Here is a 12,200-nt window from a genome sequence, read left to right on the forward strand (position 1 = left end):
GCCTTTCTGCGGCAAACGAAGCAGAGTAATTGTCGTTCTTAGCGCTTGCTCCGCTACTTACATTGGAGGAATACCCATGCGCATTTTAGTGCAAAAATTCGGAGGCACATCGCTCTCGACCAAGGAAGCCAGAGAGAATGTCATCTCACATATTCGCCGGGAACTGGATCATGGTTACCGGCTTGTTGTTGTGGTCTCGGCCATGGGCCGGAAGGGGGATCCGTACGCTACGGATACCTTGCTTGATCTGATTGCTTCAGGAGGAGGCTCGCTGCCATCGCGGGAACAGGATCTGCTCCTTGCTTGCGGAGAAATTATCTCGGCTACAATGCTTTGCAGTCTGCTGCAGGGAGCAGAGATTTCCTCTGTAGTATTGACAGGAGCCCAGGCCGGATTCAGAACGGACAGCCATTACGGCAATGCGAGAATTCTGGATATGGTGCCTAGCCGGGTGGTGGATGAACTGAACAATAATCAGGTGGTTATTGTAACCGGATTTCAAGGACAGAACCAGAGCGGCGATTTCACGACGCTCGGACGCGGCGGCAGCGATACATCGGCTACGGCGCTTGGCGCAGCTTTGCATGCGGAGATGGTAGACATTTATACGGATGTGGACGGCATTCTGACGGCGGATCCGCGAATTGTTGAAGATGCGAAGCCGCTGGATTACGTCAGTTATGCTGAAATTTGCAATATGGCTCATCAGGGAGCCAAGGTGATTCATCCGCGGGCGGTTGAAATCGCTATGCAATCCGGTACGCCGGTACGAGTACGCTCCACTTTCTCGCAAAGTGAAGGAACGCTGGTCGCAAATCCGGAAGGCTTCAAGGATGTGCAGTTAGGTATTGTTGACCGCTATGTGACCGGGATTGCCTACGTAGCAAATGTGACTCAGATCCGAGTGGATTCTGTATCGGGTGCTGCCGACAACTTGCAGCTCAAAGTATTTAAAGCCATGGCAGAAAATGATATTAGTGTGGACTTTATTAATGTGACCCCGACCGGGGTTGCCTATACGGTATTTGACAGCAATGCTTCAAAGGCCGAGGCTGTATTGAAATCGCTGGGGTTCGAGCCTTCACTGCTGAATGGCTGTGCCAAGGTGTCGGTCATCGGCGGCGGAATTAACGGAGTGCCCGGTATTATGGCTCGAATCGTAGAGGCGCTTGCAGAGCAGAATATTCAAATTTTGCAATCTGCGGATTCCAATACAACGATCTGGGTGCTCGTCAATAAAGAAGATATGGTACAGGCGTTACGCGCCCTGCATGCTAAGTTCGAGCTTGGCAAGTAACGGGAGGCTTGACGACTGCTCTAATATATATCAAATGGATTCTAAGGAGGAGACGACGTGGATTTCGGAAGATTAATAACAGCGATGGTCACGCCCTTTAATGCCCAGGGGGAGATCGACTGGGAAGAGACAGGGAGACTCATCGATTATTTGATCGAGGAGCAGAAGTCTGACAGCCTGGTCGTATGCGGTACGACAGGAGAGTCTCCAACATTAACCGATGAAGAGAAATGTTCTTTATTCGATTATTCGGTCAAACGCGCTGCTGGCCGGTGCAAGATTATTGCCGGTACAGGCAGTAATGGAACGGCTCATTCGATTCATCTGACCCGGGAGGCGGAGAAGCTGGGAGTAGATGGTGTGCTGTTGGTTGCGCCCTACTACAACAGACCGAATCAGGAAGGGCTTTATCAGCATTTTGCGGCAATTGCTTCTTCAACGACTTTGCCGGTTATGCTGTACAATGTCCCGCTGCGAACAGCGGTAAGCATCAGCAAGGATACGGTTCTTCGTCTGGCGCAGATTTCGAATATTGTTGCGATTAAGGAATGCGCATCGGTGGAGCAAATCGGCTTCATAGCAGCCGGTGCGCCTGAAGGCTTCGTGATTTACACAGGGGATGATGCTTCGGCTCTGCCAGCCATCGCCGTAGGCGCCTACGGCGTGGTCAGTGTTGCCAGCCATCTTGTCGGCGCCGAGATGAAGGAGATGATCTCCTCGCTGCTTGGCGGTGAGGCGGCAAAGGCTGCCAAGCTTCACCATAAGCTGCTTCCTTTATTCAAAGGACTGTTCGAATGTCCTAATCCCGTCGCTGTAAAGTACGCGCTCAATGAGCGAGGTTATTTGGTCGGCAGCGTCCGTCTTCCGCTGGTTCCTCCGACCGAGCAAGAGGCTGCGGAAATTCTAGGTTTGCTCAAGTAACCCAATAATAGGTCGCATTTCCATAAACCGATGCTGCTTTTCAAGCATCGGTTTATTTGTCGTTGCAAAAGGTATGGATACGGGATGAAGAAATCGCTTCACTTGTATTTTAATTATTTAATCATGTATAATGGTTTCAAGTGACTGGGTGCGGTGTATTTTTATTTGAAAAAATTAACTAGCTTTGCACTGAACGGGTGCATTTCCATTTACAATTACTTTCGTCCAACATAATAGGAGGGTTAGATTCACTTGTCCAAAAAAATGAATAATGATAAATTAATGATCTTTGCGCTGGGCGGCGTTGCCGAGATCGGAAAGAACATGTATGTGGTGCAGTACGGCAATGACATCGTAGTCATTGATGCCGGGCTCAAGTTTCCGGAAGAGGACATGCTGGGCATTGACATTGTCATTCCGGATATCACTTACTTGACGGAGAACCGCGACAAGGTAAGAGGTATTTTGCTGACGCATGGTCATGAGGACCACATTGGCGGGCTGCCGTATGTGCTTAAGAACCTGAATGTGCCGGTCTACGGCACCAAGCTGACGTTAGGGCTTGTTGAGAACAAGCTGAAGGAAGCGGGGCTGCTTGGCGAGACGAAGCGTGTTCTGATTCATGCCGATTCCGAGGTTCAACTCGGGACTACGATGAAAGCCACCTTCTTCAAGACAAACCATAGCATTCCGGATTCCGTCGGAGTATGCATTGAGACGCCTGAAGGAAATGTTGTTCATACCGGCGACTTTAAATTTGATCATACACCAGTCAATGATCAATTCGCGGATTTGCACCGTATGGGTGAAATCGGCAAGAAGGGTGTTCTCGCTCTTTTATCGGACAGCACCAATGCCGAGAAGCCAGGCTTTACGCCTTCCGAGAAAAATGTAGGCATCGTGCTGAACGATATTTTCCGTAAAGCAGATCAGCGTGTGGTGGTTGCGACCTTTGCATCGAATGTGCATCGTGTTCAACAAGTCATTGAAGCTGCATATGCGACCGGGCGTAAAGTAACGATTATTGGCCGCAGCATGGTTAATGTTGTTACCATCGCTTCCGAGCTTGGTTATTTGAATGTTCCGGACGGTATCCTGATCGAACCGGAAGAGGTTAATAAAATGGCCGCTGATCGTGTAGTTATTCTGTGCACGGGAAGCCAGGGCGAGCCGATGTCCGCATTGACGCGTATGGCGCGTTCGACTCATCGCAAGGTGGATATTCTGCCTGGCGATACCGTCATTATTGCTGCAACGCCTGTACCGGGCAATGAGAAGTATATCGGTCGTACCATTGACGAATTGTTCCGGCTTGGTGCGGATGTAATCTATAGCGGTTCCAACTCCGGTGTCCATGTGTCCGGACACGGAAGCCAGGAAGAATTGAAGCTGATGCTGAATCTGATGCGGCCGAAATTCTTCATCCCTATTCACGGGGAATACCGGATGCTGCGCAGACATGCTCTGCTTGGCGAATCGGTCGGCGTAGACCCCGACAATATTTTCCTGGTCGATATCGGCGATGTGGTTGAGATTGAAGGCGGGGAAGCCCGCAAGGCCGGTAAAGTTCCGGCGGGTAATGTCCTGATCGACGGACTTGGTGTCGGCGATGTCGGCAATATTGTCCTTCGCGACCGTAAGCTTCTGTCCCAGGATGGAATCCTTGTGGTAGTCGTTACGCTGAGCAAGCAGGATGGGACGATTGTGTCCGGTCCGGATATCATTTCTCGCGGATTTGTCTATGTACGGGAGTCGGAAGGCCTGCTTGATGAGGCGAACCGGATCGTATCCAGCACGCTTGAGAAGCTGATGAACGAAAATGTGAATGAATGGGCCTCGCTCAAGACGAGCGTGAAGGATGCGCTTGGACGCTTCCTGTATGACCAGACACGCCGCAGACCGATGATTCTTCCGATCATCATGGAAGTATAGAACCATTTATATATAAGAGTTATAAGAGCTAAGGCACACAGTCGCCTCTTCTCCCAGCCGGTTATTTGGACGGTTTCCTCTGGGAGAGGGGGCTTTTTTACGTGGTGATTGCCGGACCTTTTGGAATAGAGGCAGGCGGAAGGGCGGCATACTAACTCATGTCATTGCTGCTGTTTACATTTTAGCCTTGCAGGCCGGAAGGAAGTGTTCATTCATGGACGAGAAAATTCACTCCTCTCTAACGATGCAGGAGACCGAGGCTCCGGCAGTAAGTCCGGATCCCGACAAAAAGTCAGGTGTGGTGGAGACAATTCAACAATTGGGACAGACCGCTGTTCCTGTTCCCGGTGAATCCAATGTATATTGCTTGACCATTATCGGGCAAATTGAAGGACATTTGGTGTTGCCCCCGCAGAACAAAACGACCAAGTACGAGCATGTCATTCCCCAGCTTGTCGCGGCCGAACAGAATCCGAGGATCGAGGGTCTGATGATCATTCTGAATACGGTGGGCGGTGATGTGGAGGCCGGGCTGGCTATTGCGGAGATGATCGCTTCGCTTTCCAAGCCTACGGTTACAGTCGTCATTGGCGGCGGGCACAGTATCGGCGTTCCCATTGCTGTTGCCTCGGATTATTCCTTGATTGCGGAAAGCGCAACGATGACAATCCATCCGATCCGGATGACGGGCCTGGTGATCGGGGTGCCTCAGACGTTCGAATATATTGAGAAGATGCAGGAACGGGTGGTCCGGTTTGTTACGACACACTCTCATATCTCCGAACAGATGTTCAAGGAGCTGATGTTCAAGACCGGGGAGTTGAATCGGGATATCGGCACAGCCGTCGGGGGAAATGATGCCGTCAAGCATGGGCTGATTGATGCGATCGGGGGAATCGGCGAAGGGCTTAAGAAGCTGAATAGCTTGATTGAGCTTACTCGGCCAGCCAAGCAGGGAATGGAAGGAGCGATTACACAATGAGCCATTACACCATTTTGCCGGTGGAGGTTTATTGGGAGCAAGCGGAGACAGCCGGATTGTATAATGAAATTGAATTGGGCGGCGTATGGATGCAAGTACGAATGGAGCCCGGAAATCGGGCGACGATCATTCGTCTGCTGCGCTGCAGCCTTGATGATTATCTGAATCCCGCTTATGCGCCCGGCAAGCAAATTGCTTTTATTCCCACCCTGCTTGAGTAAATTAGAGGAAGAAGGACGTATGGTACCCTCCGGTGATTATGGTATAATATTCATCTGGGGGGTGTTCCTGTTTGGCACGCAAACGGAAGAAGAAAAAGACAGCTATAGCAAGTATGCTCAAATATGAAATTTATGGGATCATCCTGATCACGCTATCGATTATTGCCTTGTCGGGAGAAGCGGCGGTCGGCAGAACGTTGTCAAAAATGTCTGCTCTCATGCTCGGCAAGTTTTATTTTGTGATTCCATTGGTAGGCATTTATATAGGGTTAGCCGTGATGATTAGCAGAAAGTGGCCGTCGAAATGGACGGCAAGACGAAGCGGACTGCTGCTTGCAACCCTAGCCTTTGCTCTGATGAGCACCGTATCGGCGATGGGGCAGAAGCTGGCTCCTGTCGGTTCTTTGAGCTTTTCGAATATTATGGGTCAGATTCATCGGGATTTGCAGGGAGCCTTGTTCTCGCCTGTCTCAAGTGATTCCGGATTTAGTCTGCTTCAATTGAATATCAGCGGCGGATACATAGGCGGATTGGAGTTTGCCTTGCTCTACTCCTTGTTCGGGCTGGCGGGAGCCCGGCTGATCATGATTGTCATGCTGGCAATCAGCTTTATGCTTGTTACCGGATTATCTTATGTCGAGCTTGGAAAAATACTGCGCGGCAAGGTGGGAGGTCTGGGACAGCAATTCGGCAAGAAGCTTCGCATGCTGCGGCCAGTTCCGGTGAAAGGCGGGGACAGGCCGGTACGTAAAGCAGCAGCTAAGAAGCCGGTAATTGAAGAAACTCCCCCTCTGGAGCCTATAGAAGCGGAGGAAGCGGCGCCTTCTGTTCGTCAACCGCGAAACAAGCCGGTATTCTTCCAATTACTCGGCTTTAAGGGAGATCGAGGGAAGGAAGAAACAGTGGGTGTGGAGCAACCGGCCAATGAAGCTCCTCCTGAAGAGGAGGCCGCCGCGGTCAGCGGGATTAACTGGAACGAGCTGGATTATCAGGGCGGCAGCACGGTTACGGATCCCGCGACAGCTTCGGATACCGGCCCGATTATTCGGGACTTCTTCGAGCATATTCGTCAGGAAAGCTGGCGGCCTGAAGAAGACCTGGACGGAGAGGACCTCCCTGGCCCGGAGGAAACGGTCGGGACAGAAGGCACTGAAGGTACTGAAGTTGTGCAGGAGCTTCAAGATCGTGAGGGCATTAATAATCATGAAGCTGTGGAGCATTTGAGTCCGATGGAAGCTTCCGGAGAGGATGGGGGACTGCAACTGGAGGGGATTGAAGGGAACCCGGAGAACGTTGGTGTAGAAGCCCCTCCAGCCCCGCCTAAGCCGGCTCCCAAGCCGTATAAGCTTCCTTCCTTCCGGTTGCTGTCGAGACCTTCCGGGGCAGGCAAATCAGGCGATCAGGCCGATTATATGCAGACGGCTCGAAAGCTGGAAGCGACATTGGAAAGCTTCGGTGTGCGCGCGCGCGTGCTGGAGGTCGTAAGAGGGCCAGCGGTAACGCGTTACGAGATCCAGCCGGACATCGGAGTCAAGGTTAGCCGAATTGTGAATTTGACCGATGATATTGCCCTTGCACTGGCAGCCAAGGATATCCGCATGGAGGCGCCGATTCCCGGCAAATCGGCGATCGGCATTGAGGTTCCGAACTCTGAAGTATCCGTGGTTACTATGCGGGAGGTGATGGAGACCTCGACCTTCACCGAGGCAGAGTCCAAGCTGTCGATCGCCTTTGGCCGCGATATCTCTGGCCAGACGATTGTCGGCAACCTGGCGAAGATGCCCCATTTGCTCGTGGCGGGAGCCACGGGCTCCGGCAAGTCGGTCTGTATCAACGGAATTATCACAAGCATTCTATATAAAGCCAAGCCCGATGAAGTGAAATTCATGATGGTGGACCCGAAAATGGTCGAGTTGAACGTCTACAACGGCATTCCGCATTTGCTTGCGCCGGTTGTAACCGATCCGCGCAGGGCGTCGCTGGCGCTCAAGAAGATTGTTGTGGAGATGGAGAAGCGCTATGAGCTTTTCTCCAAATCAGGAGCCCGCAACATCGAAGGCTATAACCAGATGATGAAGGAAAATCCTGAGGCGGTGCTTCCTTATATTGTCGTCATTGTAGACGAGCTTGCCGACCTGATGATGGTTGCCGCACATGACGTGGAGGATGCCATTGCCCGCCTCGCACAAATGGCCCGGGCGGCGGGAATCCATCTGATTATCGCAACACAGCGGCCTTCGGTGGATGTGATAACCGGTGTGATCAAGGCGAACATTCCGTCCCGAATTGCGTTCGGCGTATCCTCGCAGGTGGACTCGCGGACGATTCTTGACATGGCCGGGGCCGAGAAGCTGCTCGGACGCGGCGATATGCTCTTTATGCCGATGGGCGCTTCGAAGCCGATTCGGGTTCAGGGAGCCTTTATGAGCGATCAGGAGGTCGAGACGATCGTTAACTTTGTAAGGGATCAAGGCCAGGCCGAGTATGACGAGAGTCTGGTTCCAGAGGTCGAAGAGGAAGCAGGCGGTCAGGAGGAGGTGCTGGACGAGCTTTATGATCAGGCTGTCCAGATTGTCCTTGAAGCCAAGCAAGCCTCCGTCTCTCTCCTGCAGCGGAGAATGCGGGTAGGTTACACCCGGGCCGCGCGGCTCATCGACTCGATGGAGGCCAGAGGCGTGGTGGGTCCGTATGAAGGCAGCAAGCCGAGAGAGGTTCTCATGACGATGGACCAGTATCGGATGAATAAAATGACTTCCTGACGGAAGCTCGCTAGCGAGCCGCTTCGAACGCAGAGCAATCTGCGGACGAGGCGGCTTTTTGCGCTCCGCGCTTATCAAGTCTCTGTCACGATAGCGATTCTATGTGCATAGGAACGGGCAGGGGTTGTCATAATAAGGTCAATCCATGATGTCAATTCCACAATAGAAGGGTAGAGCGATAGCGAGATGAAAAACATCAAGGTATGGATTACCGCAGGAATAGCGCTGTTGTTGATCGGTATCGTATACGGGAACAGTCAGCTAAGGCATGAAGATAAGGATTCGGAGCAGCCGAAGCAAGCTGTTGAGGTGTTCAGCAATCAAGTGATTGAATACGGGGCATTTGGAAGCGATGTCTATGAGCTTCAGGGCAGACTGAAGTTTTTGGGCTTTTACTATGGCAAACTGGACAGCTCATTCGGCCCCAAGACAAGAGATTCCTTGAAATGGTTCCAATCCGAATTCGGGCTGAAGGTTGATGGGTACGCAGGACCGAAGACCAAGCTGAAGCTGTATAATGCCACCAAGCAATGGAAGCCGGGGATGGAATACGCTTCGGGCAACCAGAGCGGCAAACAGGGAGGCCAAGGTTCGAATTCGGGCAACCAGAACCAGGGGTCAGGCTCAGAGGCGCTGGCTCCATCGAACAGCTTGGGACTGTCGGAAAATGACTTGAAGATCATGTCCAATGCGGTCTACGGCGAGGCGCGCGGAGAACCATTTGAAGGACAGGTTGCCGTGGCGGCGGTTATTCTGAATCGGGTGAAGTCCCCAAGCTTTCCCAATACGGTATCGGGCGTTATTTTTCAGCCCAGAGCATTCACGGCCGTAGCGGACGGCCAGATATGGCTTGAGCCGAATGAGACGGCACGCAAAGCAGTGCAGCAGGCACTCAATGGATGGGATCCTTCCGGGGGCTGTTTGTATTATTTTAATCCTGAGACAGCAACATCAAAATGGATCTGGTCGCGCCCTCAGGTCAAAACGATCGGGAAGCATATTTTCTGCATGTAAAAGTAATCTTTGAACAGAAGCAGCCGTCCGTCTCCAGGTTGCTTCTTTCCTTTGAATTGGTATAGAATGGAACTGAATTTTATGAGAGAAATGATCTGCACAATCTCTTGAAAAGGGGTTTTGAGCTTTGAACAAAACGTTATTCGAGCGCGGTAGTGTGGGCAATATGAACATTCATGTCCTGCCGACTAACCGGTTCAAGACATTTGCCGTATCTTTGTATGCGGGTATTCCACTTAATAGCAAGACTGTAACCTCTACGGCCCTTACGCCGTTCGTGCTTCGCAGAGGCACTTCCTCCTATCCGGAGACGCTGCAGTTTCGGGAGCAGTTAGAGCATTTGTATGGTGCTGGGTTTGGATTTGATGTGTATAAACGAGGCAATTATCAGATCGTGCAGTTCCGGATGGATACGATTAATGATTCCTTTGTGCAAAGTGAAGCGCCACTGCTGGCTCAAACCTTCAATTTTCTTGGCGAAGTCGTAACCAAACCGGCTTTGGAGGAAGGCGTCTTCCGCGAGAGCTATGTTGCCGCAGAGCGCGAGAACGTGCGCAAGAAGCTGGAAGCGATTATTAATGACAAGATTCGTTATGCGGCCGAACGCTGTATTGAGGAGATGTTCCAGGGTGATCCCTACCGTCTCCATCCGCTAGGTGAACGCAGCGATCTGGACCGCATTACAGCCAGCTCGCTTCACGAGGCTTATCAAAATTGGCTTCAGGAAGCCAGACTGGATCTGTACGTCGTAGGCGATACCACGCTTGCAGAAGTACAAGAGCTGGTTAGCAGTTCCTTTGCGTTGAATCGGGCTGCTGCTCATAGCTATGCCCATGAACAAGTCGAACCTGTGGTTCAAGAGGTGCGGACCGTTAGCGAGCAGCTGGATGTGAATCAGGGCAAGCTGAATCTGGGTCTGCGCACCCCGATTACCTATGGGGATGACCGCTATGCTTCGGCTCTTTTATACAGTGGAATTCTCGGGAGCTACCCGCATTCAAAGCTGTTTATCAATGTGCGCGAGAAGGAGAGCCTTGCGTACTACGCCGCTTCCCGTTATGACGGGCACAAGGGCCTGTTGACGATTCAATCGGGGATTGAAATCGCCAATTATGAGAAGGCATTGCAGATCATTCAGGCTCAATTATCCGATATGCGCTCCGGAGTAATCAGCGAGCTGGAAATGAGTCAGACCAAGGCGATGCTTCGGAATAGTCTGCTTGAAATGAAGGACTCCGCTTTCGAGATGATCGCCTATGATTTTAACCGGGTGCTCTCGGGTAAGGATCGTCCTGTCGATGAGCTGCTTAGTCAGGTTGAGCGTGTTACACCGGAGGACGTGGTACAGGCGGCACAAACCTTTGAATTGGATACGATCTATTTCTTGACGGGAAAGAAGGAGGGGTAGCCTGTGGAAGCCATTCGATATGATTCTTTACAGGAGACACTGTACCGGGAGACGCTGGATAATGGGCTTCAGGTGTACGTATTGCCAAAGCCGGGATTCCAGAAAATATATGCTACGTTCTCAACCAAGTACGGCTCCATTGACAATCATTTTAAAGTAGCCGGGCAAGAGGAAATTGAGGTTCCTGACGGAATTGCGCATTTTCTTGAGCATAAGATGTTTGAGGAGCCGGAGGGAGACATTTTTGCCAAATTTGCTTCCCAAGGCGCTTCAGCCAATGCGTTTACCAGCTTTGATCAGACAGTCTATCTCTTCTCGGCTACCGAAAAGATTAAGGAAAATCTGGAGACACTGATCAACTTTGTGCAGAATCCTTATTTTACGGATCAGAATGTGGATAAGGAGAAGGGGATTATCGGACAGGAAATCGGCATGTACCGCGACAATCCGGATTGGCGGGTTTATTTCGGACTGATTGAGGCCATGTATGCCGTGCATCCGGTTCGAATCGATATTGCGGGCACGGTGGAGTCTATTTCCACGATTACGAAGGAAACGCTGTATACTTGTTACAATGCTTTTTATCATCCGAGCAATATGCTGCTGTTCATTGTAGGCGGGGTGGATGCTGAACAGGTATTTGCTTGGGTTCGAGAAAATCAGGAGAAGAAGAATTATCAGCCGCAAGGCGACATTGAGCGCATCTTTCAACACGAGCCGAAGGGGGTTCACGAGAAGCGTAGAACGTCGAAGCTCCCGGTGTCGCTCCCTAAATGCCTGTTCGGATTTAAGGAGACGCAGGTCGGCTACGAAGGTGCGGAACGGCTCCGGCGTGATCTGGCCACGAAGCTGGCGCTGGACCTGCTGCTGGGGGCAAGCTCCAAGCTCTACCAGAAGCTGTATGACGAAGAGCTGATCTCGGACAGCTTCTCCCATGAATACAACAGCAATCCCCGGTATGCGTTCTCGGCTATTGGCGGAGATACCAAGGATCCGGAGCGGCTATTGGAGGTCATTACAGAGGAGATTAAGGCCGTCGTGCAGAGCGGCTTCCGTGAAGAGGATTTCGAGCGCACGCGGAAGAAGAAAATCGGGGGCTTCCTTCGGATGTTGAATTCTCCTGAAAATATTGCTCACGAGTTCACCCGTTATCGGTTCCGCGGCGGGGATATGTTTGAGGTGCTTCCGATTTATGAATCGCTTACCCTGGAGGAAGTCAACACCCGTCTGCGCGAGCATATTGATTGGGAGCAGCTGGCTGTCTCCATGGTGGTGAGTCCTTAGATGATCCGAGGCCATGGAGAGGAGAAAAATATCAAGGACATGACCGTGCTGGTGACTGGAGCGAGCAGAGGAATCGGAGCGCAGATTGCGCTTCGATTTGCTTCCGTCGGTATGAACGTGGTCATTCATTACATGAATTCTCATGAAGCGGCTAATGAGATCGCCAGGAGCTGTATCGAGCTGGGGGCGAAGGTGTATACCGTGTCGGCGGATCTCCGTTCTAAAGAACAAATTGACCGGATGAAGGAAAAGCTGGAGGCCCGCGGGCTTAAGCCGGATATACTGGTGAATAATGCGGGAATATCGCATTATGGATTGTTGTCCGATACGGATGAAGAACAGTGGGACAATGTCATGGCCGTCAACCTGAAGGGTGTCTATT

The 12,200-nt window shown here is 51.5% G+C and carries 10 protein-coding genes; all 10 read left to right on the top strand.

Going from position 1 to position 12,200, the window contains the following annotated elements; genetic code table 11:
• The first annotated feature begins 76 nt into the window (after nt 1–76).
• On the top strand, nt 77–1,297 hold the full coding sequence (gene dapG / locus TX85_RS07160) for an aspartate kinase (RefSeq protein WP_044478410.1): 1,221 nt from the start codon (nt 77–79) through the stop codon (nt 1,295–1,297).
• Nucleotides 1,298–1,354: 57 nt separating this feature from the next.
• Complete coding sequence (gene dapA, locus TX85_RS07165; RefSeq protein WP_044478411.1) at nt 1,355–2,218, top strand: 4-hydroxy-tetrahydrodipicolinate synthase; 864 nt, start codon at nt 1,355–1,357, stop codon at nt 2,216–2,218.
• A gap of 252 nt (nt 2,219–2,470) precedes the next feature.
• On the top strand, nt 2,471–4,150 hold the full coding sequence (locus TX85_RS07170) for a ribonuclease J (protein WP_044478412.1): 1,680 nt from the start codon (nt 2,471–2,473) through the stop codon (nt 4,148–4,150).
• A gap of 214 nt (nt 4,151–4,364) precedes the next feature.
• Nucleotides 4,365–5,132, top strand: a complete 768-nt coding sequence (locus tag TX85_RS07175) for a ClpP family protease (RefSeq protein ID WP_044478413.1) — start codon at nt 4,365–4,367, stop codon at nt 5,130–5,132.
• Nucleotides 5,129–5,353: a YlzJ-like family protein gene (locus TX85_RS07180; protein WP_044478414.1), complete on the top strand. Its 225-nt coding sequence runs from the start codon at nt 5,129–5,131 to the stop codon at nt 5,351–5,353. The genes TX85_RS07175 and TX85_RS07180 overlap by 4 nt, the downstream gene beginning before the upstream one ends.
• A gap of 71 nt (nt 5,354–5,424) precedes the next feature.
• Nucleotides 5,425–8,112 carry an FtsK/SpoIIIE family DNA translocase gene (locus TX85_RS07185; protein WP_044478415.1) on the top strand — a complete coding sequence of 896 codons (2,688 nt, stop codon included), beginning with the start codon at nt 5,425–5,427 and terminating at the stop codon, nt 8,110–8,112.
• A 186-nt stretch (nt 8,113–8,298) separates the two neighbouring features.
• Nucleotides 8,299–9,126, top strand: a complete 828-nt coding sequence (gene sleB / locus TX85_RS07190; RefSeq protein WP_044478416.1) for a spore cortex-lytic enzyme — start codon at nt 8,299–8,301, stop codon at nt 9,124–9,126.
• Between the two features lie 127 nt (nt 9,127–9,253).
• Nucleotides 9,254–10,534: an EF-P 5-aminopentanol modification-associated protein YfmF gene (gene yfmF, locus TX85_RS07195; RefSeq protein WP_044478417.1), complete on the top strand. Its 1,281-nt coding sequence runs from the start codon at nt 9,254–9,256 to the stop codon at nt 10,532–10,534.
• Nucleotides 10,535–10,537: 3 nt separating this feature from the next.
• Nucleotides 10,538–11,818, top strand: a complete 1,281-nt coding sequence (gene yfmH, locus TX85_RS07200; protein ID WP_044478418.1) for an EF-P 5-aminopentanol modification-associated protein YfmH — start codon at nt 10,538–10,540, stop codon at nt 11,816–11,818.
• Nucleotides 11,819–12,200: SDR family NAD(P)-dependent oxidoreductase (locus TX85_RS27405; protein WP_044478419.1), on the top strand; the 382-nt coding region annotated here is incomplete at its 3' end.

It is taken from the genome of Paenibacillus antibioticophila (assembly GCF_000455265.1).
Lineage (GTDB): Bacteria > Bacillota > Bacilli > Paenibacillales > Paenibacillaceae > Fontibacillus > Fontibacillus antibioticophila.

Excerpts from the sequence above, each read along its gene's own strand:
- dapG (WP_044478410.1), top strand. The coding sequence starts at position 77 with ATGCGCATTTTAGTGCAAAAATTCGGAGGCACATCGCTCTCGACCAAG.
- TX85_RS07175 (WP_044478413.1), top strand. The coding sequence starts at position 4,365 with ATGGACGAGAAAATTCACTCCTCTCTAACGATGCAGGAGACCGAGGCT.
- sleB (WP_044478416.1), top strand. The coding sequence starts at position 8,299 with ATGAAAAACATCAAGGTATGGATTACCGCAGGAATAGCGCTGTTGTTG.
- TX85_RS07180 (WP_044478414.1), top strand. The coding sequence starts at position 5,129 with ATGAGCCATTACACCATTTTGCCGGTGGAGGTTTATTGGGAGCAAGCG.